Consider the following 24,475-nt stretch of genomic DNA (forward strand, 5'->3'; position numbering starts at 1 on the left):
CATGAGCGATTTAACTATTCACTGCAGCTGCACTCATAGGCTGAGAAAAACACTCATATCGAAAGATCCGGCAACCAACGAAATTATTTGGCAAGGGCACTGCGCCAACGAAACCCAGGTTACCGAGGCAGTTAACGCTGCCAGAGATGCTCAGCCTGGATGGCAAGCACTGGGGCTAACCGCACGAAAAAAAGTGATCACACGTTTTGCTGAAGAATTAACGCTGGCAAAGGATCAACTGGCAGAAATGATTTGTCGTGAAACCGGCAAACCCCAGTGGGAAGCGCTCGCAGAAGTCGACGCTATGATCGGCAAAATCGCCATAAGTATTGATGCCCAGCAACAACGAGCCGGCAGCAGTAATAACGCTGCTGCGGGTATCGCAACTGAACATCGAGCCCACGGTGTACTGGCTGTCTTCGGCCCCTACAACTTTCCCGGCCATCTGCCCAATGGTCATATCGTACCGGCATTATTGGCAGGTAATGCCGTAGTTTTTAAACCCAGCGAGCAAACCCCGATGACGGCAGTGCTCACTGTTGAGCTATGGTACCGCGCCGGCCTACCCGACAATGTGCTTAATCTTTTACAGGGCGAGCGCGAAACCGGAGCTGCGCTTGCCGCCGCCAATATTGATGGTTTGTTATTTACCGGATCGTCCGCCACGGGAAAACAATTACACCGGCAATTTGCCGGCCGTCCGGAAGTACTACTGGCGCTGGAAATGGGTGGCAATAATCCACTGATCGTCGGACAAATCAAATCCACCGAACTCGCGGCCAGGCATATTATCAGCAGCGCGTTTATTAGCGCAGGACAGCGCTGCACCTGCGCGCGCCGTCTCATTTTGGTAGAAAATGAAACCACCAGTGAATTACTGGAAGCAGTACAGACATTGATTGATAAATTGACTATTGGCCAATGGCAAACCAAACCCGAGCCATTTTATGGACCCGTCATCAACCCCAAAACCGCCACTAACTTGTTGCAAGCACAACAGCAGCTCATCGCCCTTGGCGGTAACGCACTGCGCATGATGAAACCGCTTTCAATAGGAGACTGTTTTCTTAGTCCTGGGTTAATCGATATGAGCAATGTGCAAGAGGTACCAGACGAGGAATGGTTTGGGCCGCTGTTGCAGATTTATCGGGTCGCTACTATTACTGACGCCATTAGCCTGGCCAATCAAACTCAATACGGCCTGGCAGCTGGCTTACTCAGTGATAGCAATAGTGAGCAAGAGCAATTTATCAACAATATTCGTGCTGGCGTCATCAGCATCAACAAACCAACGGCCGGCGCTTCCAGTCGCTTACCTTTTGGCGGTATTGGCGCCAGCGGTAATCACCGCGCCAGTGCCTTTTATGCCGCCGATTACTGTGCATGGCCACAGGCAATGTCCATCGGTGTAGCCACCGACCAACAAGCAATGCCAGCGTTGAAAGGGATAAAAAAATGAGTATTTTAGAAGTAAATTTTGACGGCCTAATTGGGCCCACACACAACTACAGCGGATTGTCATTTGGCAACCTCGCCTCTGAACGCAATGCACAGCTGCGTTCCAACCCCAAGGCAGCAGCTTTGCAAGGTTTAGCGAAAATGCGCCAGTTATTATCGCTAGGCTATCAGCAGGGTTTTATTCCACCGCAACAACGACCACAGTTAGACAGCATGCGCCAGCTCGGATTCACTGGCAGTGACCAGCAAATTATTCAGCAACTGGCTAAACAAAATCCACGATTATTATCGATGGTCTATTCGGCCTCACCAATGTGGGCAGCCAATGCTGCTACCGTGACGCCATCAACCGATAGCGGTGATGGCCGAGTTCACTTTACTCCCGCTAATTTGTTAACCACACCTCACCGGGCAATTGAAGCAGAGGCAACCCAACATACTCTGGCAACTATTTTCAACGACCCGCAGCATTTTAAAATTCACGCGCCGCTGCCAGCCAACAACCTGTTTGCCGATGAAGGCGCAGCTAATCATTCACGCCTTTGCCAACATTATGGTGATCCCGGCGTGGCCATGTTTGTATATGGTCGCGATGGCCTTGACTCAGCCAATCAACCCGCGCGCTTTCCAGCCAGACAAACCCGACTCGCCAGTGAAGCCGTTGCCCGCAGCCATGGCTTAACTGCTCAACAAGCTGTTTTCTGTCGTCAGCACCCCACCGCTATCGACGCTGGCGCTTTTCATAACGATGTTGTTGCGGTAGCGAACGGCCCCGTTCTGTTCTTTCACCAACTCGCTTTTGTCGACAAAGACTTTGAAACCATTAAACAACAACTAGGCAACAAACTGAATTTGCAATTGCTACCCGTAAATCATCAGGAAGTCCCACTGGAAGATGCCATTAAAAGTTATTTATTCAACAGCCAATTACTCGCGGCACCGGATGGCGATATGACCAATATGCGCCTTATTGCTCCTTCGGAGTGTGCACAAAACAAGTCGGTAAGCGCTTATCTTGAGCGGCTGCTACAGGATCACCAGCAACCTATCAGGTCCGTTGATTTTGTTGATGTACGCCAAAGTATGAGCAACGGTGGCGGGCCTGCTTGCCTGCGCCTTAGAGTGGTACTTAACGCCCAGCAACGCGCTGCGGTGAACCCGGCTTTTCTGATCACTGAAGATCGCATTACCGCACTAGAAGACTGGGTCAAGCAACATTATCGCGATCAGCTTGCGCCGGAGGATTTAGCTGATCCTGCTTTTTATACTGAATCGCTAGAAACGCTGGAAGCACTAACACAATTACTCAATTTGAAAAATTTTTATCCCTTCCAATCGCATTAAGTGCACGAATAGCACTATAAAACCAGAGGTGTAACATGACAACTTATCGTGAAGAATCAGACAGCTTGGGCAGCATGCAGCTACCAACTGATTGTTTATACGGTATTCAAACCCAGCGTGCGGTAGAAAATTTTTCTATCACCGACATCCCCATTTCTATTGATCCCGAAATGATCAGGTCACTGGCGATGGTCAAAAAAGCCTGCGCACAGACCAACACTGAGCTGGGTACCTTGGCCGAGAATAAAGCCAAGGCCATCATTGCCGCCTGTGATGAGATCATCAACGACCAATGGCACCAGTATTTTGTCGTCGATGTCATTCAGGGGGGGGCAGGCACATCTGCCAATATGAATGCCAACGAAGTGATTGCCAATCGCGCGTTGCAACTGCTAGGCCATCACGCGGGCGAATATCAACACCTGCACCCCAACAATGACGTCAATTGCTCACAGTCTACCAATGACGTTTACCCTACCGCGTTGCGCTTGGCATTGTATGCCAAAGCTCAGGATTTATTAGCCAATATGGCATTGCTAAAACAAGCTTTTAGCGAAAAAGGCAGCGACTTTTCCCACATTCGTAAAATTGGTAGAACCCAATTGCAGGATGCAGTACCGATGACATTAGGTATGGAGTTTTCTGCATTTGCTACCGCCATTGGTGAGGACATCATCCAACTTTCCCATACCATTGAATTACTGCTCGATTGCAATTTAGGTGCGACCGCCATTGGTACCGGGATCAATACGCCTGTAGGTTATGCACCACGAGTGATTGAACGGCTACAGCAAGTCAGTGGAGTTAAAGTACGGTTAGCGGAAAACCTGGTGGAAGCAACATGGGATACCGGCGATTTTGTTCAACTATCGGGAACGTTGAAACGCTACGCAACAAAAATATCGAAAATTTGTAACGACCTGCGGCTACTATCCTCAGGGCCGCGATGTGGGTTTGGTGAAATAAACCTGCCAAAAATGCAGCCGGGCAGCTCGATTATGCCGGGCAAGGTTAACCCGGTAATCCCCGAAGTCGTTAACCAGATTGCCTATGATGTAATTGGTAAAGATGTCACCGTATCAATAGCGGCAGAATCCGGACAACTGCAATTAAATGCATTTGAGCCAGTCATCGCTAATTGCTTATTTTTATCATTGGGCATGTTAAATCGAGGCAGTCGCATCTTACGAGAACGCTGTGTTGAAGGAATTACTGCTAACGAAGCTGAGTGCCAACGTTCAGTCGATCATTCACTGGGCATAGTAACCCTGCTTAATCCAGTATTAGGCTATGAGATAACTTCGACACTGGTGATGGAAGCTATTCGAGACAACCGCTCCGTGCGTGAACTGGTTTTGGAGAAAAACTTCTTGGTACTGGAAGAGCTCGAAAAAATACTCAGCAATGATGGCACCAATATAGAGTATACATAATCCAAAAAAGATGAAGCTGAAATGATATTTTAACGAATGCAAAGAAAAATTATCGAATCCGGAGCAGTAAATCAAACTCAGCAAAGACTATGGAATAGTGAATAACTGCGAAGCCGCATCAATAACCTTTTTGACGCCTGGGTGTTTAAGTTTGCGCTCAGGTGATATGGCATAAAACTGCTCATGGATTTCTTCGGTGCGCCCAATAACATCGACTTTGTATTGCCTTAGCACATGCGCTTCAATTGAGCTGGGGGTACAGAAAACTCCACATCCAGATTGGCCGAAAAACTTCATTAGCGCGGTATCATCAAATTCTGCCACTATCCTGGGCTGTATATTTAGCCGATCAAACCAGGATGACAGATTGATTTTTTGCGACGAACCCTCACCGGGATATAGGAAGGGCTTTTCATGCATACTTGCTGGAAAACCGGCCTTGAGCTGCTTTGCTTCTGATCGACCGGCATAGAACGTCAAGCCACTTTTACCAAGGATATGGTTATAGGCCTTAACTGCCGACCCAGGTTGCAACCCGCGATCAGAAATAATTAAATCCATTTTTCCAACCGCCAACTCTCCCAACAATGATTCAAAATCGCCCTCTCGGCTAATCAGGCGAATACTTTCCTGACTTTCAAGAATGGGGATAAGTAAATCGTAAGCGAGTATTTTCGGTATTACATCAACAATACCGACCGTGAAAATGAATTGCTGACTGATGTTTTTTGACTGTAAGGTTTGCTGTAACTCGTAACCCAGTGAAAAAATATCCTCCGCATAACCATACACCATCCTGCCTTTATCGTTTAAAAGTAGACCCCGGCCTTTTCGATCAAATAATTCAACACCCAAGTAACTTTCGAAGGTTTTTATCTGGCTACTTAAGGTCTGCGGGGTTAAATGCAGTTTTTCAGCAGCCTTTACAATGCTCCCCTCTCTGGCAATGGTAAAAAAATAGTGCAAGTGATGGAAATTCATCTGGGCCATAAAGATAACCTATCAGGTTGATATAGATATCTACTATACGCATGATCAGATTTTTTCGATCATTAAAACAATAACATTCGAATATTATTGGTATTGCTGTTGCGTTATAAAACACTCTCTCAACTTCAACCGAGTTGTATTAATCAGGAGAACAACCATGAAATGCACAGCTATTTGTTTATGTACCGGCCTGGCAGTTATCGCACTCACGTCATTAACTGCCACAGCCCAAGCTACACAAGAAAACATTGAAAAAAATAGCTTTTTATCGGCCTGCATCCCTCAGCTTAATGAGCAAAACACACTTTCCATTCCTAATGTATGTAGCTATGCCATTAACAACTATCTGGCAACTTACTTACCGGAAGATATTACCAACCCCAGCAATGAAAATACCATGAGCTTTCAACAAAGAGCATATTACACAAGCCTGGAAGAAAAACCGCAAAAGAATGACTGCACCATTAACGAAACAGTCAGGTTGAAACTATCCATGGCTATTACTAACAAGCTGGTAGCTTCTGGACAATCAACTAAAGACGTAGAGCAAATAATTGCCAGCACCATTTCAAATGAATATCCCTGCTAATTTATCCCTCTATTAATGGAGATTATTATGAAAGTTAATATTAATTATGGCAACACAGCAAACGATAAGGACATAAAAAATTACATTCATTATCGACTCGGCTTTGCATTTAGTCGCAACAGCCAATTGATCAGGTCAATTACCATTAACTTAACTGATATAAATGGCCCGAAAGGTGGAATAGACCAACAGTGCAAGGTAATGATCAAATCGAACTTACTACAAGATGTGGTCATCACTGAACGACAAGCAGATATAAAACATGCCATCGATCGCGGTATTAACCGTGCAGGAAAAAACTTTATGCAATGCATTAAGCGGCGAAAAATAATTAGCAAAAAACGGTTTTATATTGAAGATACTGACGCAGTCTCTGAGAGCGCATAACAATAGAATAATTGAGGCTATAATTTTTCAGCCTTTAAAATCTATAGGTTTTAATAGGAGTCATAGTATGTTTTATATATACACACCCACAGGCCGAAGTTTTTCAGGTTCGTTAGAAAAACTTCGGCGCACTGAAAAACCAAGCCCCTACTTTTCGTCACGATCGATCGAGCAAGACCCGCTTGACCAGGCCACGGCCGCAATCAATCTCGAACAGCCAACCAGTGAATATAAAGTGTCCCAGAATGCCCTGGATGCTTATCAATTGTTCTTAAACAAAAAAGAGCACCGGGAACCCATTAAACAAGCTTACCAAATCATGACTGCACCCGTGAGATCGCTCTCATCAACCACGTCTATTCAGCAAGCATGGTTAGTGTTTCAGCAACACAATCATCAGGTAATGCCCATTATTAATGAGTTTAGAACACTGGTAGGCGCGTTTTCGCGCAAGCGACTTTATGAGCACTTACTTAGTAATAACTTATCAGCAAGCCAACAGCCCGGTTCGGTAATGAAGCTTATCAATGAAACCGACAACAAAATCATCTCGGCAGCGCCAGTCACTGACGTACGTCGTATTGCATCTGCATTAGTCGACTATCAATTAGATGCAGTACCAATCGTTGAAGATGACGGCCAAGTGGTTGGCATTGTTTCCAGAACGGACATATTGGCATCTGCCACTATCGATCCGCCATTATCTTTATGGTGCTAATCACGGTAACAGTGTTTTTTCAAACGCATCCATATGCTGGATAAGTTGTGCTCTGGATTTATCAAAAAAATTGACATGTCCTTGCTTTCTTCCCGGTCTAGCCTCTTTGTTATACCAATGCAGTGTTGAATTAGCCCCAAGTGATTTTACTGGCGGCTTGGCAGTACCTAACAAGTTAATCATGCCGGTAACACCAAAATTGTCGGTAGACCCCAAAGCAATACCGGTAATAGCACGTATATGATTTTCGAACTGACACGTCGGGCTACCAAGCTGCGTCCAATGACCACTGTTATGCACTCTGGGAGCCAGCTCATTAACGATTAATCCTGACTCCGTTGCAAAACACTCCATAGCCATCACCCCTACATAATCCAGGTGATTCATTATTTTCTGCAGATAATCTTCAGCAGTCGCAATGAGTGCAGAGGTTAACTTGTCAGCAGGAGCAATAGAGCGATATAAAATACCCTGTGTATGTATATTTTCGGCGAGCGGATAAAATGCTATTTGACCATTACAATCGCGAACACCGACCAAAGAAAGTTCCCGCTCAAAATTAATCCACTGCTCTGCAATCAAAGTTTGCGGATGTAGGGATTGATCCTCAATAAGCCTCTGAAGCTGGTCCTCAGTTTTAACCTGCCACTGATTCTTGCCATCATAGCCTTCATCAATAGACTTAAATACCAGTGGCAATCCTAATTGCTTAACGGCTTCTTCTATTGAATGTCCAAACAAATACGGCGCAACAGGAATATCCAGGCTATCTAACAAACAGCGCTCTTTAAACCGGTCTTTTGTTGTTTCTATTGCTTGAATACTAGGATAAACGGCAGAAAACTTACTCAGATCCCGCAACAACGACAATTCAACTTGCTCTTTTTCTACAGTAATAAGGTCCGGGCTACCCAGCGCTGTATAGAGCGCCTCAACAGACGATTCAGGCTGCCAGTAAGCTATTTCTCCCAAGCCGTTAACGCAGACAGTGTCACTATGCTCACCTGTGTCGCAAATAAAACTGAACTTAATACCTAGCGGAATGCCGGCCAATGCCAACATTCTGGCAAGCTGACCACAACCAATAATCGCAACATGCACTATTCAACCTCCACCGGTACGCTATCAGTTTGGTTTTTTCGCCAACTGATCAAGCGCTGCTGGAGAGATTGATTACTGGTGGCCAAAATCTGGGCAGCCATAAGCCCCGCATTAAATGCACCTGACTCACCGATTGCTTGCGTCGCCACTGCAACACCTTTAGGCATTTGCGCAATCGATAACAAACTATCAATACCATTCAACGCTTTGCTTTGCACCGGAACGCCAATCACCGGCAGCCAGGTATTTGCCGCTGCCATACCCGGTAAATGTGCCGCGCCCCCGCCAGCAATAATGACTTTAATGCCGTTTTTTTCAGCGTCCTGGCAAAACTGTGTAAGTCTATCGGGAGTGCGATGTGCCGATACGACTTGCTTGCTGTAGGATACCCCTAGCGCATCCAATACAACGGTTGCACACTGCATGGTTGGCCAATCACTCTGCGACCCCATAATAATCGCTACTTCAACATGACTCATTACCCTCTCCTATCTAGCTTTGAACTACCATTTTATCAACTTGATTAATGACTGTTAACTAACGAACCATTGAGTGAAAACAACATACACCGGAATCCCTACCAACACATTAAATGGAAACGTGATGGCCAGGGATGCGGTAATTGATAGCCCGTGATTAGCGTCTGGTATAGCCACTCGCATCGCAGCGGGAACAGCTATATAAGACGCACTTGCACCCAGTGATGCTAACAAGATAGCTCCTCCAGTCGATAACCCTATAGCAACACCGAGCAAACAACCCAGTAGCCCCCCAACCAAGGGCATGGCTACGCCAAACGATAATATAAAACTGCTGGTTGATTTAACTTGCTGCAACCGACTAGCGGCAACCATACCCATTTCGAATAAGAATAAAGCCAGCACGCCTTTAAATAAATCAAAAAAGAATGGTGCAATAGTTGCGGTACGCTCACCAGCCCAAAATCCAATAGCTAACCCACCCAGCATAAATACCATACTTTGATTACAAAATATTTCATGTGCCAGAGCTTTGCGATTAAGCACTTTGCCTTTGTTTTTAGCAAGGGCGATACCGACAGCAATGGCGGGAATCTCAAGGAGCACAACAAATAATGGAAAGTACGCCTCATACTCAATTTGTTGTGCTTCAAGAAAAGCTACCGCTACTGCATACGTACCGATACTCACAGACCCATAATGCGCAGCAATTGAAGCCGCATCCTTGCGCTCAAGTTGACCGATTAAAAATAAAACAGGGAAAGCAATCAGCGGAATAACAATACCCAGCATGATAACGAAAATTGATTGCGGAACCAACTGCCAGGAAGCATGCTCCGATAAAGCAACCCCCCCTTTCAAGCCGATCGCTATCATCAAAAATAATGTCAGTGATTGATAAAGTGCTTTCGGAAATTGAATTTCCGAACGTATAAGTGTTGCCAACACCCCGAGCATGAAGAAGGCAATACTGATATCCAGCACCATAATTATTAACTCACCAAGTTGCCGGGATTGGTAACCAGGTGGTGCACACGCTCAGTATCCAGCGACGCTTTACGCTCAACTGTTGTTGGCCTAAACACGATAGCTATAGCGGCGACTGCAAATCCGATGACAATCAAACTCCATCCAGTAGTTGACAGCGCGAGCAAAAAAACGCCAAGCATTACAATTACTGAACCTACCGTTACTCCAAATACTAAATGCGTATCTTGAAACATTATCACAACTCCTTATCCAGTCATAAAAGTATCTTCAGTATTAACGGACTTATTGATAACTAGGGTCCTGCCACTTACCTGCAGTACGAGATCGCACTGGCTGGATATACACAGGCGGCTCAGTACCAGGGAAGTCATCACCCCAATTTACCGGTTTCCCATGCATTTCAACGCTGGCCTCTTCGGTATACCAATCGACTAAATCTCCATCACAGCGCAAGATCCAGGTACACCCTTCTTCTTCACCTGCAGTAAAATCACCGTGACGAATACCAGCAGGGCGGAAAAAGTACTGCCCAGGTTTCATCAAACCATAGTTGTAATCAAATTCCCCCTCTAGACAATAGGCTTCCTCGTACACTGGGTGATGCGCTAATGGGTGCTCGCGCCAACCGGGCTTTGCTTTTATCAGTCGAGTATAGAAACCCGTTTTGGGGTCGCGATAAAGCAGCTTGATAAACAAACCAGGGACGGGAGTACCGCCGCGAGAAAAATCCATCGGACTGCCATTAGCTGGATCCTCGACATCAAACCAATCCATCGATTCAGAGTGCTTGATAACCACTTCTGAATCACTGGAGATTGATTGTGCAGCGTCCTTGGCAGGCTTAAAGCCCCAAGCCGCATATTCTCTGAACAACAGAATTTGGCTACCCTCGGTGACTTTAATAGCCGGAGTTAACGCCCCTTTAGGCGCACACCAATAACCGCCTTTTGTGAGAATCTCGCCACCGATATCTACCTTACCCGAAAGCACGAACCATTCCGTTTGGGCCTCATGAAACCCGGCAGAACGCGACCAATCTGTCACAAACTCTACTCTTAACGAAGCCGAGCCATCTTCTTCGTCATAACTTAAATTCTGCTGCTTGGCACTGCCTTCGGCATGCTCAAACTCGGCGTGATGCCAAAGCAAATCTTGCTGATCAACAAACTCAACATGGGGTCTCATATTTTTCTCCGGATAGGGTTTAACAACATAGGAAGCATAATAGGGAGAATATTTAATAGATAATAGTTGATATTAATTATTATAATCATTCACGATAATGAATGACTTGATGCTACGCGGCGAATGCAGGGATAGCCAACAACTGCAGAGCTGCAGTCGTTTTCCCAACTCGGTGTAATTAGTAAACACTAAATAAAAACGCGAACTCCGGAAGCATCCTCTACCTGCCGGGGTCGATATCCCCAGTGATCACTAATGGTTTCCGTATTCAATATCTGCCGAGGCGCGCCAATTGCGGCAAATTGCCCTGCAGCCAAAATACCCACACGATCACTGTAAAGCATACTTAAATTCAGATCGTGCATAATCACCAGTGCGGTGATATTTTTTTCCTGACAGAGGGTTTTTATTAATGCCAGCAAATGATGTTGCTGAGCAAGATCTTGCGCCGATGTAGGTTCATCCAATAATAGCAGTGGCGCCTTCTCAGCTTGTGATAGCTGCACCAACACTCTGGCCAGATGCACGCGCTGCCGCTCACCACCAGATAAACTTAAATACGAACGTGCTGAAAATTGTTGGGTATCCGTTAACGCCAGCATTTCACTGATACAGCGCTGCCCCTGCCGATGATTCAAACTCAATGGAATTAAACCCAAAGCAACCACCTCCCGCACGGTAAACGGAAACGTTAGCGAGCTACTTTGTGGTAACACTGCCAGATGTCTGGCCAGCAACGTTTTAGGCCAATACTCAATAGAAAGCTGATGCAAATAGCGTCCACCCTGGGCCAGCATATCCCCACAAATTGCTTTAAATAAAGTCGATTTACCCGCACCGTTTTTACCCAGTACGGAAAACATTTCCCCTTCATATAAACTCAGCTGCTCAATCGCCAAGAGTTGGTGCTGCTCAATAGTAACGGTAAGGTTTTCGAGCGTAAGCATTTATACAAAAGCCTTGCGTTGTTTTATCAGTAACAACACAAAAAAAGGTGCACCAATAACAGCCGTCAATAACCCCACCGGCAGCTCTGAAGGCGCCATTACCAAGCGCGCGCCTACATCAGCAAATAACAACAACAGCGCACCGACCATCGCCGATAGCGGTAACAGCGAACGATGATCAGGACCGCTGATCATTCTGATTAAATGCGGAATCACCAGACCAATAAAACCAATAATACCAGCCACAGCCACAGTCACACCCACCCCGATAGTGGTGACCGCAATCAGTTTTATTTTTAGAACTTCAAGATCAATACCCAGATGCCGCGCTTCGGACTCACCCAGCAGTAATGCATTCAATGCTTGAGCATGGCGCTGAAAATAATAAGCAGTAAACAATAGCACCAGTAAGCAAAGCCATAAGCTTTCTTCCTGAGTATGAGCAACAGAACCCATTTGCCACAAACTAATATCGCGCAATGCCTGATCATTGGCGATGACATTAAGAAAGCCCATCATGGCTCCGCTAAACGCAGCCACCGCCACACCCGCTAACAATAACATCACTACCGAGGTGCCGTTGTCACCCTGCGCCAACTTAAATACCAGCAGCGTTGTGAGTAGCGCGCCGACAAAAGCCGCCACAGGAATACCAATACCCTGCCACCCAGCCGGTAAAAAAATAATGGCTACTGCCGCAGCCAACGCCGCGCCGGCAGATGCACCGATGATCCCGGGGTCTGCCAATGGATTTCTAAATAAGCCCTGCATAACAGCGCCAGACTGCGCCAGTATCGCACCCACCAATAAAGCCAGCATGGTTCTGGGCAGTCGCAAATCCAACACTACCAATTGCTGATACTGCATTAAATTACTGTAGCCGGTTCCACACACCCTATCCCAAAGCGTCAGCAAACTTTCGCCCACTGGTATCGACATCGCGCCGCGGGTAAGTGACAACGTCACAGCAACCAGCAAGAGCAATAAACAAAAACCCGATAGCGATGATAATGAGAGGCGCAACATTAGCGAGGCGCAACCTGTTGTAATTGCGTCGCCAAAGCCGCCACTACATCCAGCGCCTGCAAACTAATACCCGCTACCAACAAACTGCTATTCACTGCTACAATCCGCTGCGACTGACCCGCTGGCGTATGTTGTAACAAAGGATTATCAGCTAATAACGAAGTCGCCACCCCTTGCTCCCCGGCAATAATAATTACCTCGGGCTCAAGACTTAATAGTGCTTCAACCGAAACCGAGCGATAGCTATTGTGCTCAGCAACATTATTACCGCCTAATATTTCAATAATGTCGTTGCCGGTTGTACCAAGACCCGCCAACCGTAAACCTCTACCCTCCATGTGCAATAAAAAAGCAACAGAGCTATTCGCGGCAAGCTGTCGCTGATTAATGTGCGCCATCGCCTGGTCAATACTCTGCATTAAAGGTAACGCCTGCGCACTTTTATTGGTGGTGACACTGATACGCTGAATATTGTCACGCAGCGTTTGGGCATTACGGGCAATAGGTAATTGCAGCAAGGTTAGTGGATACGTTTTTAACGCGGCAATAGTTTCCGCAGGCCCCATATGCACACTGCCGATAATCAAGTCAGGATTTAAACTAAGCAAACCCTCAGTCGATAAGGTTCGGTGATAACCCAATCTTGCAACCGGTAATGACTCAGGAACCACACTGGTTACATCTACACCCTTCAGTTGATCACTTAACCCCAACGCTATTAACACATCAGTAACACCGGCATCGGTGCTGATAATTGTGGCGAATGTTTGTTGCTGCTGACTATTGACTACCAGACTTAATAAAACCATTAAACTCGACAAACAGACTCTCGTCGCTACTACTCTTATAAACTTCATTCTTCTGTACTCGCATGTTGCAACACAATATGAGCATGCCCAAAGGCCTGCTGGTTTAATAATGCTAAAAGTTTTAATAGTGGTTCACTGGGCGCAGCTTTATCGGCAGCAATAGTAAGAGACTGATTACTACCCTGTGTTTTTGCCAGCAACGCCTGTTTAAAATCGCGCCAGTGGTGATAGGTTTCCTGATCAATATGCCAATAGGGTTTTTCAGCGGTAATCGACACCGTTAATTCAGTCCCTGATGTTAGCTCAAGGGTTACCTCGGCATCGCTTTCGGGTACCGCCACCGGCAACGATAATAAAGGTGCGTTGGCAGTAATTAATAAAAAGACAATCACAATAAACACAATATCAATCAATGGCGTGATCTCTGCAGTCAGCAGTGGCGACGCTGTAACCGACTGTGACTTAATCATGCCCTGCACCTAACTCAATACCATCAATCAATAAATTCATCATATTCATACTGAGCTCAGTGCGATGAATAATTTTATCAACCCATATTTGGAAACCATGCGCCCCCGCCAGTGCCGGCAAAGCAATAATTAACCCCACAGCAGTGGTGTACATAGCCAAACCCAAACCATCCGCCAACAATGAAGGCTCGATAGGACCATGATGGTCAGCAAGACTTTCAAATACCTGAATCAATCCCAATACGGTACCCAGCAAACCCAGCAGTGGAGTGAGCAACGCAATAACCTGTAACAAGCGAATACCGCTGGATAATTGCTGGCGCTGTGAGCCTAGCCAGATTTCAGCCACATCTTCACGCAAGGATTTTTTTTCAGAGCGGTGTGCTGTTAAAAAATTTAGCCCCCGGGCTACCAACAAGGGCTGATTTTTACCGGCAAACACCGGCGCCTGCTGATCTACTAATTGCTTTCGGTAAGAGGCCAGCGCCAGCACCAGCATTTTTTCCAACAGCAGTGCTAGCGTGATTAACGAACACAAAAGCAAGGGTATAGCTAAATAACCCAATTGCTGTTGCAGTGATAAATAGTAGGTCATAGTTTTTATTCCAATGAAAATTCAACGGGTATCCGCACTTGCGATGCGACCGCAATATGGTTAATGCGGTGTGCCAGAAACTGCCATTGTTCAACCGCTTCCAGTGCAGCCCGGTCCAGCAGCAACACCCCTGAACTTTTAAATATATCGGTTCTTATTTGCTGGCCACGATTATCCAACACCACATCAACCCATACCGTACCCTGCTGCCCACGTTTGCGAGCCAGTCTGGGATAGTGTGGTGGCGCCGGCGCACGGGCAAACAGCGGCTCAGTAACAAGCGCCCGATGCACCCCTTCGACCAATTCCGCCTCTGCCAGATGAGAGGGGGACCCGGCAGCAGTTTCTGTGACGGGCTTAGGCGGTGCCGGCTCAGCCTGTTGCTCAGCATTCGTCGTCGGTGCCGGCTTTAGCATTGCGCTTTGTCGGCCTGTCGAACTCATAGTGGGCACAGGCCGCTCGACCCGCCGCTTCACCACTGAACGCCGTTGCTTCACGACCGGCTCAGTCGGGGGTTCAGCAATAACAACTGGCGTATTTTGCGGACGTTGGTAACTGATCGACAGCGCCACCGGATTCGCCTGCACTGCGCCACTCGCCTGCGGTGCCGACAGCGTGGGCACCATGCTCAGCAATACACCCTGAATGGCTACAGCACCAACCCATCCCACTGCCCTGCTAGCTTCCATCTGTTGTTCCTACCTCGTTTTCCGAACCATTTTGACAATGAGGGCTAGCCCTTCTGTTGCCCCGCTTGGTCGATAGCGCAAATCCTAGCAAGCCCAATTTTTAAATGCAAATGATAACGATTAGTATTTACATTTAAATTCAATATGTTTACGATCCTGTTTTTTAAGCGCCACCCGCCATAGAAAATCAGGAGTCAATAATGAAAAACAAAGCGCCACAACTGGCCATTGGGGGCTTGATCGCTGCCAGCTTTAGCTCATTGCTAGCAGCACAAGCCACCCAAAAACCGCTTACCGTATTCAATACCGTCGAGGTTTCAGCTTCCCGAATCGAACAAACCGCGCAAAAAGATACCCGTAGTATCGACAGCATTAATCGCGATCAGCTGGATGAAATCCAACCCACCTCGGTAGCAGATGCACTCAAATTTGAAGCCAATGTGACCATGGCCGGCGGCCCGATAGCCGGTAATCAGTCAGTCAATATTCGCGGCCTGGAAGGCAACAAAGTGTTACAAGTTATTGATGGCTCACGGGTGAATACCAACTTTAGTCACCGCCCATCGTATTTCCTTGACCCTGCCCTGCTAAAAAGTATTAACGTGGTCAAGGGCCCGGTGAGTTCATTGTGGGGTTCCGGTGCCATTGCTGGCGTGGTCTCACAGCAAACCCTGTCAGCTGATGACCTAATCAAAACCGAAGGCACTCCCGGCGGCCTGATCAAAGCCGGTTTTAATAATAACGGTGACAAACTAACCGCCACGGCGGCAATTGCCGGTAAAAACAACGCCTTTAGCTGGTTGGCCGCAGCCAGTTATCTCGACAGCGATACCATGGAACAAGGCAATGGTGACACCCTGTTTGGCGCAGAAACGGAAAACCTCACCGCACTGGTAAAACTGGATTGGCAGCTTAATGACAGCAGCCGCATTGGCCTCAACTACCGCACTGCCGACACCGATGGCCATCCACCTGTGGTCGGCAGTGCCGAAGAACAACTTAATGACGCGGACAATTTAATTGATCGCGAAACCACTGACGAACATATCAGCCTGAACTATCACTACAATCCCGCCAGCAAATGGCTGCAGTTGGATGCCAATCTCTATCAAAACGACACCCGTATAGAAGAACGCAATCTCAATGACGGCAAAGATATTAGCGATATTGAAACACTGGGATTCTCACTCACTAACCAAGCGGTTTTTGGTCAACTGAATCTGCTAGCGGGTGTGGATGGTTATGAAGACACACTAAATACCGACCGCCCCGACAATGGCGACGGTCGCCCCAACCCGCCGGACAACGCCAAAACCACCACTGTCGGCGCTTTTGTGTATGGCGATTATGCAATAACTTCCTCGGTAGTACTGGAAGCTGGTGTTCGCTACGACAGCTTTGAATCCAAGGCCGCTGGTTTTGATAACAGTGATGAAGCAGCCCTTTCACCCGCTATCGCCGCGCGCTGGCAAGCCAGTGAATGGGCGGCGCTCTCATTGCGTTACGACGAAGCATTCCGCGCACCGGATGTGTATGAATTATTTATGGATGGCATCCACTTTTCTTTTTATCCCGGTGGGCCCAGCAATATATTTGTTGCCAACCCCGAACTTGACCCGGAAACCTCAAACAATATTGAACTGAAAAGTGAATTTAGTTTCAGCGATATTATCGGTCAGGATAAAGTAGTTATTGTCGCCAGTGTGTTTGAAAATAAAGTAGACGATTTTATTCAATTAAGTGTCAACGTTCCCGAAGACATGCCCTTTACGTGTTTTATACCAGGTATGGGCACCGGCTGCGCCGGCACCTCAACATCAGAAAATATCGCCAAAGCCCAGCTGCAAGGATTTGAAGTTGCCGCCAGTTACCAACTGGATGCGCTGACCGCGTCACTTTCCTACGGTCAAACCCGGGGAAAAGATGAAGATACCGACGAATACTTAGCTGGAATACCCGCCGATAAATGGGTAGCAACATTGGACTATGGTTTTTGGTCGATAGACACCAAAGTTGGCGTTAAAGCTATCAAAACCAGCAATCAGGATAAAACCCCCAGCGACGACACTCAGGGACCCTATAAAGGAATTACTACAGTAGATTTTTACGCCAGTTGGGAGCCCAGCCAAAAATCTCTCGAAGGTGTAAAAATTGATTTAAATGTGGCCAATGCCTTCGATCAAAACTATCGCAATGCCTGGGCCTCTGTATACCAGCCAGGTCGCTCGGTAAAAATTTCAGCGCAATATCGCTTTTAACAGCACTGAGATTATCGTATCGGATTTATCCAGCGCATGATGCCAAACAACAGGAGACAAAAGCATGACACAGACAGAAGCCGATAATATTCCGGCAAACTGCCTGGCGGGCAGCGAAGCACAGCAATTATTAGAGACCATCAGTCAGTGGAAAAATACTACTGCCGTTATTTTACACGGCGGTTCGGTTTTCGAATTTAAAGGCGTTTTTCCTCAAGGCGAACTGGCCCAGGGGTTTTACAACTTAAAAGGCGAGAGTGGCTTTGAAGGTCATCTCAACCTAAAAAAAATCACCAGTATTGCGTTTCAAAGCAAACTGCATCGCGGTCAGGAAAGCCATGCGTTTGTTTTTCAGGATGGTAACCACTACTGTATTTTTAAAATTTTTCTGGGTAGAGATTCCGACCATCAGCTCTACCTATCACAAAAACAATTTTATCTGGATTTAAAACAGAAAGTTGAACATGGAGAAAGCCGGTGAAAAACAAATCTATGGAACTACGTCTAGCAGACGAACTGGAAACATTTTTAAAAGAACGAAGAACTCTGCATTTATCATCACTGGATGTTGATGGCCACCCCTACGCCTCTTACGCACCTTTTGCCAAAGGTGATAACTGCCTCTATGTATTACTCAGTGATATTGCAGTGCATGGCATTAATTTAAAAAACAATTCAAAAGCGGCTGTACTTATCATTGAAGACGAAACAGAAGCACAAACGATTTTTGCCCGCATCAGGGTGAATTATCAAGTAACTGCCGAACACATCGCTTTTGACGCAGGTACAACTTACGATGAAGGCATTGAGTATCTCTACCAAAAACAAGGAGAGCGAGTGTTAAATCTTAGCCAGTTAAGTGACTTTCATTTATTTAAGCTAACACCTTTGGGCGGGCGCTTCATCAAAGATTTTGGCCGCGCATACACTATTGCTGGCAAGTCCTTAACAGGGGAAACAATTGAACATCTGCGCGACGGGCACAAACCGCGAGCAAAAGGGTGACAGGCCAAGGAGCGGAAATGATTATTATTGTGAGCCTCACCCTGGGGCCTGTGCGCCGAAATCAGGGGATTGGTAAGACGAAGACTTACCTTTAAGTCCCTGCCTCCACTTTTCCTCTCACAACCCCACCAGCGGAGAACATACTGGACATATAATTGGACGGTAAATGTCGTTAGTGCCCCACAACGGACATCGAGGGCTAAGCATGCCAATTAGCTTCCCATGGCAGCAGCAACCCATTGCCGACATTTACTGGGCTCAGGATTTATGGCATATTCACTGCAAAAAAATAAACCACAATAAAAATAATTAATGTAACGGAGTACTTTCTTATGCTTAAACAAACCATAGCTTTGGTAATGCTTACACTTTCTTTTACCACTCAAGCAGCACTTTATTCAGTCACATTAAGTAATCTCAATTGGGGTGATGCCCATGGTGAAACATCTGGATACATTACTGGAATCGTAAGTGGTGTTTATGACACGACAACAGGCATAGTTAGTATGGATGCGGGTGTGACTAGCTTTGCTTATTACGGCTGGGGAGGGCTCATGTATAGCGATGAGCATACTAACTGGTCAACGGGTAATGACAATTATGCTGCAGATAGCTATGTTTGCTCCAATGCCAGTGCCAGCTTAAATTTTTGTGGTAGCTACTACTACGGGCAAAATAGAATTGATGAATCTACAATGGATTATTCGACTATGCCAGGTATTCGTACCTTAGGTGGCGATGATGTGGCGGATCCAGATCCAGAACATTTAATTATCCAAGGTGACCTCTATGCAGTAAGCATGACTTCTTTTGACGGCGTTGGTGGTAACTTGATAATGCACTCAAATAGCTGGTTAGATCCCGATCCACAAACATCAGGGGACGCTCTCTTTGGGATTGAGATGGTGTTTTCTGTTGATAATGTTGTATCAACGCCTGTTCCAGCAACGGCATGGCTATTTGGCTCTGCGCTGATTGGGCTGGTTGGTATTAAGCGCAAGAAATAATCTTTAGATGCAGTATCGAGGCTACTTCGGTAGCCTAATTGATTCTGGCTTTGCCAGTTAATGGCACGAAGGGAGCTGCCGAGACAGAACATATTAAAACCGTTAGTCGTAATGACAGCTTTTAATTTTCAGCTGCCAATGTTTTGAGTTTAGTTAATAAGTAAATTTAAAATAGCTGTTTCGACAGCTGGCGACCTACTATAGCTATTAGCTAGATTCAGCTCTTGCTTCCTAAGCCGCCATCAGCGGCGGCATCTATATTTGGTAATTCCGCACATATTTAGATTTCTGTCGAAAGGCTTTACAAAGTCGGTTTGACCAATAAGCGTACATCGCGGAAGCTATAACAAAAATTAGATTGAGTCCTATTGAGCATTGCGTCATTCATAATGATATTATTTTCAATAAGCTTATAACAATAACCTTCAGAGAGTTTATCGATAATGAGAGTCATATTATTTTGTGTGTTCTTCATATTTACATTAAGCAGTCAGTCAGCGGTAATGCTAGTCACATTAAACGAAGTCAACTACGGCGATGATCATGGTGAAAGCAGGGGCACTTTAAGTGGAGTTGTTACTGGACGCTATAACACTGTAACTGAAACCCTGACGATGGATGCTGGAACTTTTCAAGTTGATTACATTGCGCCGTTTAATTCGTATTACACTTTCATGATAGAAAGAATATCGAACTTAACAACAGGTTCGATGGCTTATTCTGCATCTGCTTATGAATGCATTGAAACAAACTGGACGGAAGTTAATCAAACCAGCTTTTGTGGCAACTATAATTTCGGCGCCAATGGAATCAAAGAGACGATTTTGGATTACTCAACCATGCCAGGGACAATTACCCTTGGCGGCGATGACGTTGATTTAGACGGAACCAACGAACACTATATTTTACAAGCCTCGTATTATGCGACACAAACTGATTTTTATAATGGCCAATCCTTAATCATGCGCTCAGCATTGTGGAATACTACCTCAGATCCGTGGGGCGGCTCAGGCAACGGAGTAGAATTAGTTCTATCCGTTACAGGTGAAGTTTCACCAGTCCCTGTACCAGCAGCAATATGGCTATTTGGCTCAGCATTAATTGGTTTAGTCGGAGTCAAGCGCAAGCAATAAAGCTAGAAAGTTAACGTTATCAGGGCTCTTTAATTGGGGCCCTTTTATTTCTTCTCAATGTCTCCTGTTGGCACTAAGCCATCCCTTTTCTCTGACTGAAAAGTGAACTAGCATGCGGGTGGCGATTGATTAAGAGCGCTAATCTATGCAAAATGTCCAAATACGAGACAGTAGCTATGAGCTTTTGCTATAATCGCCAATCTTCGCTGAACCGGTCAGCCTTTTTGATCGTATAAATGCTCGCGAACTAAATTTATTAGCAACACTAGTATCTGATTATTTTTATTGATTTATAGGAGAATAACAACCATGTCAGACGTCAAATGTATAGTAGCTGGAGAGGATTGCAGCTCAAGTAACTGTTCCGACCATTGTGCAGCACAAGAAATTAAAGATTTGGGCGATGGCCTAGCCGATGGCATTACGTTTAGCATTGAAGCCGCTAAAGATTTAACTCAAGTTCCAAAATTGTTCCGTAAAATGGCGCTAAAAACTATTTTGAAAGGTGCCAAAAAAGAAGGCTTAGAGACTATTTCTCGTGAGTTTGCTGACAAATACAAGCCTTAAGAGTTAATTCAGATACTGCAAAGCAGCATTTATTCTTAAGATGTAAACAATAAAAAACCCGGCTATTGCCGGGTTTTTTATTGGATGAGGTAATTAGATCCAGCTGCCCAATACCTACCTGGTCAAGGTAAAAGAATGACAAGGGACTTTAGTGTCACCTATTGCTACAGAAAGGTAGAGGAGCGACATAGTCAAACCGTTAGAGGTGATAACAGCTTTTAAATTAAGCACTTTCGATATTTTGAGCTTAGTTTATGCATGTACGTTTAAAATAACTGTATTGAACGCACTTCATTTTCACGCCATTGAACCTGCTGTTCATTGACCAATTAAGCGTTTATATAAAAGACGGGTTAATACTGAATAATCGGTACCTTTCCCGTCCAGGTATCATCTTCCAACATCGCTACCATCGCATGTGCACAATCGGCGAAGTGAATTTTTGACGTACCACTAAAGGCGTTATAACCCAGCCGATAGACTGTTTTTTTAGTTCCTTTGATCATTTGTAATGGCCGAATGCCAACCCAATTAAGGTCAGAATTTTCATCCAATAATGCCAGTTGGTTCTCTTTATCGGTATGTCTAAGCTTGAGAAAAATCTCCGAATACCAGCGTACAAATTTTGCCCCAAAAGTAATTACATCCTCTTTACGAAGATTGCTGCCGCCGCCGCACCATACCAGCTTGGGAATACTGTTTTTGCGCATCGCCTCGAGTACATTGCGGGTGACATCGGTACATAAATTTTGCGGCGATGTTTTTTCATCAACACCTACCGCAAACAGTATTGCGTCAGTCCCTGCTGGCATAGCTGACTGCACATCATCTGCTGAAAGACCGTCCCCCTGGATGACCGTTATTTTCTCTTTAAGGGCAGCAGGAAGTTTTTCCGGGCTGCGCACCAACACTGTAACTGCATGCCCCGCTTCAACAGACTGCTGTAAACATTCTCTACCCAAATCCCCGGTGGCACCCAATATTGTTATTTGCATTGTGTTAACGTCCTATTTTTATAGCCCGGCTCCCACTGGTTACCGACACTGTTGGCGAACTTATTCAAACTATTATACTGATCAACGATAAACATAATTTTTAAGCACTGCGCTTCGCTGTATTCATCCAACAATTGCATCATAATGTCTGTACTCACTTGCGCAATCGCTACCAAATTCTCTGCAGTGCAAATTATTAATAAGTCCTGCGCCATGAAATTAGCAATCAATACAGCCTTCTGCTTAAATAGTCAGTATATCTAACACCCACTAAATGAAATTTTATTATGAGTAACATAGAAATTGCACAAATTTCCCAACAAGAGCTTGAAAGTAAAACCAAACAAGCGTTTAAAAAAATTGGGAAATCCGTTTGTATACTCTCTTGCTATAGTCACGGACAGCGCCACGCCAGTATTTCCAGCGCGGTGTGCAATGTCAGTAATTCGCCGCCATCACTGCTGGTCTGCATCGAAAAAACTGCGTCGCTAGCGACTCTGCTGATAGAAGATACCTGCTTTGGGGTCAACGTGCTAGCCGCCGACCAACAAGCAACGCTTGATCACTGCATGCACCATAAAGGTGAACAGCGTTTTGGGCACGGCGAGTGGTCTAGCAATACCGATCAGCCACCGCTACTCGCAGCTAGCCAAGCTAACTTTTGCTGTCGGGTCGCCCAGATCAACCGTTTTGAAACCCATCTTATTATCGTCGCACTTATCGAACAAAGTTACAGCACTGACGAGACCAACGGCTTAATCTATCTAGGTGGTAAATTTCACTTAATTGATTAGCTATTGCCTAAACCCTGAAAAACGGCTACATCTAAAATCTGGCCAGCCATAAAGCGTAGCAGTTTTTGTATCACTACTTGCACCGCGGTGCTGAATTACCAAAGCTACTAGCTAACGCTAGCCAATCAATGGGCTGCCCACTCTATCAACGTAAATGCTATTTTACCGGGCTATTGTACAACCAATGCTACAGCAGCACTGCAGCCGACAAAAAACGTAACTCTAGTATTTTGTCAAGAATCGCCGCGGGTCATTGGGGTAAACCGGATGAGTTGTATGGCGCTCGAAGAAAGCATGCAACAAGCCTCCGCCGAAAAAAAAGGTTTATTAACAAAGTCTATGTGGTGTTTCGCAGCTATCACTGGATAATAACCCTGACACTACCTGGTACAGAAACCGGAAAAATTGTCTGGCTCAGTCAGCAGTAAGACCGCCAAGAATATCAATGAACTTTTGAGTGCCGTCATGCCTAGCACAATTTACCAGTCAATAATCGATACCCTTGATGGTAGCTTAACGTCGCCTACAGACAATCTAGCTACGGCCAGAGATAAAATGAACGCCGTGCATGGCCACCCTATCGATGCAACGACACAGGCGCAATGGATTGAATACGGCGGCGTTCGCTGCGCGCTGGTGACAGCGGCTGAGGTCACCGATTTTGAACAGTATTTAATATATTTTCACGGCGGAGCGTTTATCGCCGCTGATGGCGACGGCTTTCTATTTTATGCTGAAATGCTGTCACGCAATCTCAATGTACGTGTCGTCATGGTCGATTATCGATTGGCCCCCACCGATCTATTTCCCGCTGCACTAGATGATTGTTGCAATGCCTATTTGGGCATGCTTGCCAATGATATTCCTGCCAGCAGCATAGCAATGATCGGGGATTCCTGTGGCGGCGGCTTGGTACTCAGCAGCCTGCTAAAACTTCGCGATAAGCACGCTACCCTGCCCTGCTGCGCCATCACGCTATGTGGATGGTTTGATGTCGCCACTGACAACAACAATCAAGATCCCCTCTATCATCAGTCTTATTGTCATCAACGTGGGCTGGATTATGCCGGTGATGAAAAACTGGATAATCCTTTAATCTCACCGGTATTTGCCCATTTTCAGCAACTGCCACCATTACTTTTGCAAGCAGGTAGCGTGGACCCCACTGCCGAGCAGGCTAACATTATTTACCAAAAAATATTGGCTACAGGGGGCGTAGTGGAACTGGATATTAGCGAAGACATGCTGCATGGCTTTCATGGGCTCGCCAACTTAGGCGTACCTGAATCACTGGCTGCGCTTGCGCGGGCAAAAATATTTTGTAAGCGATACCAATTGTATTAACCAAGAGGCAAAGACTACTGAAAACCTATAATTAATTGCAATCACTCACGCCACGCCATAATGTTGGGGAAATCGACATTACTAGCAGTACCGAAGCAATGACAACCGTGAAATCAATGATTGACGCAATCGCCTTCACTGCCCGCACTGATAAACTGTTAA

Annotated in this window: 28 protein-coding genes; 14 read left to right on the forward strand and 14 right to left on the reverse strand. The window is 45.8% G+C overall.

Annotated elements, in window-relative coordinates; translation table 11 throughout:
* Nucleotide 1: 1 nt before the first annotated feature.
* From astD to UNITIG_RS19755, 3 genes are read left to right on the forward strand one after another with little or no spacing between them, the layout of a single operon-like run.
* Nucleotides 2–1,459: a succinylglutamate-semialdehyde dehydrogenase gene (gene astD, locus UNITIG_RS19745; protein WP_101760055.1), complete on the forward strand. Its 1,458-nt coding sequence runs from the start codon at nt 2–4 to the stop codon at nt 1,457–1,459.
* On the forward strand, nt 1,456–2,802 hold the full coding sequence (astB, locus tag UNITIG_RS19750; RefSeq protein WP_101760056.1) for an N-succinylarginine dihydrolase: 1,347 nt from the start codon (nt 1,456–1,458) through the stop codon (nt 2,800–2,802). Before astD ends, astB begins: the two co-directional genes overlap by 4 nt.
* Nucleotides 2,803–2,837: 35 nt before the next feature.
* Nucleotides 2,838–4,235, forward strand: coding sequence for an aspartate ammonia-lyase (locus tag UNITIG_RS19755; protein WP_101760057.1), 1,398 nt, complete (start codon nt 2,838–2,840; stop codon nt 4,233–4,235).
* 87 nt (nt 4,236–4,322) lie between these two features.
* On the opposite strand, the gene nhaR is transcribed toward UNITIG_RS19755, so the two are convergent.
* A complete protein-coding gene (nhaR, locus tag UNITIG_RS19760) occupies nt 4,323–5,225 on the reverse strand; it encodes a transcriptional activator NhaR (RefSeq protein WP_101760058.1) in 903 nt (300 codons plus the stop codon).
* A gap of 157 nt (nt 5,226–5,382) precedes the next feature.
* On the opposite strand from nhaR, the gene UNITIG_RS19765 reads away from it, so the two are divergent.
* From UNITIG_RS19765 to UNITIG_RS19775, 3 genes are all read left to right on the forward strand, one after another.
* The gene (locus UNITIG_RS19765; protein WP_101760059.1) at nt 5,383–5,814 is read left to right on the forward strand and encodes a hypothetical protein; all 432 of its coding nucleotides are present in this window, start codon (nt 5,383–5,385) and stop codon (nt 5,812–5,814) included.
* Nucleotides 5,815–5,841: 27 nt separating this feature from the next.
* Nucleotides 5,842–6,201 carry a hypothetical protein gene (locus UNITIG_RS19770; protein WP_101760060.1) on the forward strand — a complete coding sequence of 120 codons (360 nt, stop codon included), beginning with the start codon at nt 5,842–5,844 and terminating at the stop codon, nt 6,199–6,201.
* A gap of 67 nt (nt 6,202–6,268) precedes the next feature.
* The gene (locus UNITIG_RS19775) at nt 6,269–6,919 is read left to right on the forward strand and encodes an HPP family protein (protein ID WP_101760061.1); all 651 of its coding nucleotides are present in this window, start codon (nt 6,269–6,271) and stop codon (nt 6,917–6,919) included.
* On the opposite strand, the gene UNITIG_RS19780 is transcribed toward UNITIG_RS19775, so the two are convergent.
* The 11 genes from UNITIG_RS19780 to UNITIG_RS19830 all read right to left on the reverse strand — a co-directional run bounded on the left by UNITIG_RS19780 (nt 6,920) and on the right by UNITIG_RS19830 (nt 15,210).
* A complete protein-coding gene (locus UNITIG_RS19780) occupies nt 6,920–8,020 on the reverse strand; it encodes a 5-(carboxyamino)imidazole ribonucleotide synthase (RefSeq protein ID WP_101760062.1) in 1,101 nt (366 codons plus the stop codon).
* Nucleotides 8,020–8,499, reverse strand: a complete 480-nt coding sequence (gene purE, locus UNITIG_RS19785) for a 5-(carboxyamino)imidazole ribonucleotide mutase (protein WP_101760063.1) — start codon at nt 8,497–8,499, stop codon at nt 8,020–8,022. Before purE ends, UNITIG_RS19780 begins: the two co-directional genes overlap by 1 nt.
* A gap of 54 nt (nt 8,500–8,553) precedes the next feature.
* The gene (locus tag UNITIG_RS19790) at nt 8,554–9,486 is read right to left on the reverse strand and encodes a sodium-dependent bicarbonate transport family permease (RefSeq protein ID WP_101760064.1); all 933 of its coding nucleotides are present in this window, start codon (nt 9,484–9,486) and stop codon (nt 8,554–8,556) included.
* Nucleotides 9,487–9,491: 5 nt separating this feature from the next.
* Nucleotides 9,492–9,722 (reverse strand): hypothetical protein, encoded by a 231-nt coding sequence (locus UNITIG_RS19795; RefSeq protein WP_101760065.1) that lies wholly within the window; start codon nt 9,720–9,722, stop codon nt 9,492–9,494.
* Between the two features lie 49 nt (nt 9,723–9,771).
* On the reverse strand, nt 9,772–10,674 hold the full coding sequence (locus tag UNITIG_RS19800) for a DUF4437 domain-containing protein (protein ID WP_101760066.1): 903 nt from the start codon (nt 10,672–10,674) through the stop codon (nt 9,772–9,774).
* Nucleotides 10,675–10,862: 188 nt separating this feature from the next.
* Nucleotides 10,863–11,621 (reverse strand): heme ABC transporter ATP-binding protein, encoded by a 759-nt coding sequence (locus UNITIG_RS19805; RefSeq protein ID WP_101760067.1) that lies wholly within the window; start codon nt 11,619–11,621, stop codon nt 10,863–10,865.
* Nucleotides 11,622–12,647: an iron ABC transporter permease gene (locus UNITIG_RS19810; RefSeq protein ID WP_101760068.1), complete on the reverse strand. Its 1,026-nt coding sequence runs from the start codon at nt 12,645–12,647 to the stop codon at nt 11,622–11,624. It lies immediately after the preceding gene.
* Nucleotides 12,647–13,504 (reverse strand): hemin ABC transporter substrate-binding protein, encoded by an 858-nt coding sequence (locus tag UNITIG_RS19815; protein WP_101760069.1) that lies wholly within the window; start codon nt 13,502–13,504, stop codon nt 12,647–12,649. The genes UNITIG_RS19810 and UNITIG_RS19815 overlap by 1 nt, the downstream gene beginning before the upstream one ends.
* Nucleotides 13,501–13,926 carry a biopolymer transporter ExbD gene (locus UNITIG_RS19820; protein ID WP_101760070.1) on the reverse strand — a complete coding sequence of 142 codons (426 nt, stop codon included), beginning with the start codon at nt 13,924–13,926 and terminating at the stop codon, nt 13,501–13,503. Before UNITIG_RS19820 ends, UNITIG_RS19815 begins: the two co-directional genes overlap by 4 nt.
* Nucleotides 13,919–14,521: a MotA/TolQ/ExbB proton channel family protein gene (locus tag UNITIG_RS19825; RefSeq protein ID WP_101760071.1), complete on the reverse strand. Its 603-nt coding sequence runs from the start codon at nt 14,519–14,521 to the stop codon at nt 13,919–13,921. The genes UNITIG_RS19820 and UNITIG_RS19825 overlap by 8 nt, the downstream gene beginning before the upstream one ends.
* A 5-nt stretch (nt 14,522–14,526) precedes the next feature.
* Nucleotides 14,527–15,210, reverse strand: coding sequence for an energy transducer TonB (locus UNITIG_RS19830; protein WP_101760072.1), 684 nt, complete (start codon nt 15,208–15,210; stop codon nt 14,527–14,529).
* Nucleotides 15,211–15,410: 200 nt separating this feature from the next.
* Between UNITIG_RS19830 and UNITIG_RS19835 the strand changes: the two genes are divergently transcribed.
* The 6 genes from UNITIG_RS19835 to UNITIG_RS19860 all read left to right on the forward strand — a co-directional run bounded on the left by UNITIG_RS19835 (nt 15,411) and on the right by UNITIG_RS19860 (nt 21,180).
* Entirely contained in the window at nt 15,411–17,468 is a 2,058-nt protein-coding gene (locus UNITIG_RS19835; protein WP_101760073.1) for a TonB-dependent hemoglobin/transferrin/lactoferrin family receptor, read from the forward strand.
* Between the two features lie 64 nt (nt 17,469–17,532).
* Nucleotides 17,533–17,949, forward strand: a complete 417-nt coding sequence (gene hutX / locus UNITIG_RS19840) for a heme utilization cystosolic carrier protein HutX (protein ID WP_101760074.1) — start codon at nt 17,533–17,535, stop codon at nt 17,947–17,949.
* Nucleotides 17,946–18,473, forward strand: coding sequence for a HugZ family protein (locus UNITIG_RS19845; protein WP_101760075.1), 528 nt, complete (start codon nt 17,946–17,948; stop codon nt 18,471–18,473). Before hutX ends, UNITIG_RS19845 begins: the two co-directional genes overlap by 4 nt.
* A 332-nt stretch (nt 18,474–18,805) precedes the next feature.
* Complete coding sequence (locus tag UNITIG_RS19850) at nt 18,806–19,480, forward strand: hypothetical protein (protein ID WP_101760076.1); 675 nt, start codon at nt 18,806–18,808, stop codon at nt 19,478–19,480.
* Nucleotides 19,481–19,983: 503 nt separating this feature from the next.
* A complete protein-coding gene (locus UNITIG_RS19855) occupies nt 19,984–20,613 on the forward strand; it encodes a VPLPA-CTERM sorting domain-containing protein (protein WP_101760077.1) in 630 nt (209 codons plus the stop codon).
* Nucleotides 20,614–20,922: 309 nt separating this feature from the next.
* The gene (locus UNITIG_RS19860) at nt 20,923–21,180 is read left to right on the forward strand and encodes a hypothetical protein (RefSeq protein WP_101760078.1); all 258 of its coding nucleotides are present in this window, start codon (nt 20,923–20,925) and stop codon (nt 21,178–21,180) included.
* A gap of 353 nt (nt 21,181–21,533) precedes the next feature.
* Here the strand turns inward: UNITIG_RS19860 and UNITIG_RS19865 are convergent, their stop codons facing one another.
* Together UNITIG_RS19865 and UNITIG_RS19870 are read right to left on the reverse strand one after the other, a co-directional pair.
* Entirely contained in the window at nt 21,534–22,175 is a 642-nt protein-coding gene (locus UNITIG_RS19865) for an NAD(P)-dependent oxidoreductase (RefSeq protein WP_101760079.1), read from the reverse strand.
* Nucleotides 22,166–22,405, reverse strand: coding sequence for a hypothetical protein (locus tag UNITIG_RS19870; protein WP_145999242.1), 240 nt, complete (start codon nt 22,403–22,405; stop codon nt 22,166–22,168). The genes UNITIG_RS19865 and UNITIG_RS19870 overlap by 10 nt, the downstream gene beginning before the upstream one ends.
* A 57-nt stretch (nt 22,406–22,462) precedes the next feature.
* On the opposite strand from UNITIG_RS19870, the gene UNITIG_RS19875 reads away from it, so the two are divergent.
* Both UNITIG_RS19875 and UNITIG_RS19885 read left to right on the forward strand, forming a co-directional pair.
* Nucleotides 22,463–22,969 carry a flavin reductase family protein gene (locus UNITIG_RS19875; protein ID WP_101760081.1) on the forward strand — a complete coding sequence of 169 codons (507 nt, stop codon included), beginning with the start codon at nt 22,463–22,465 and terminating at the stop codon, nt 22,967–22,969.
* A 465-nt stretch (nt 22,970–23,434) separates the two neighbouring features.
* Nucleotides 23,435–24,313 (forward strand): alpha/beta hydrolase, encoded by an 879-nt coding sequence (locus UNITIG_RS19885; protein ID WP_145999243.1) that lies wholly within the window; start codon nt 23,435–23,437, stop codon nt 24,311–24,313.
* Nucleotides 24,314–24,475 lie beyond the last annotated feature (162 nt).

Origin of the sequence: Oceanicoccus sp. KOV_DT_Chl, from assembly GCF_900120175.1 — a bacterium.
GTDB lineage: Bacteria > Pseudomonadota > Gammaproteobacteria > Pseudomonadales > Dasaniaceae > Oceanicoccus.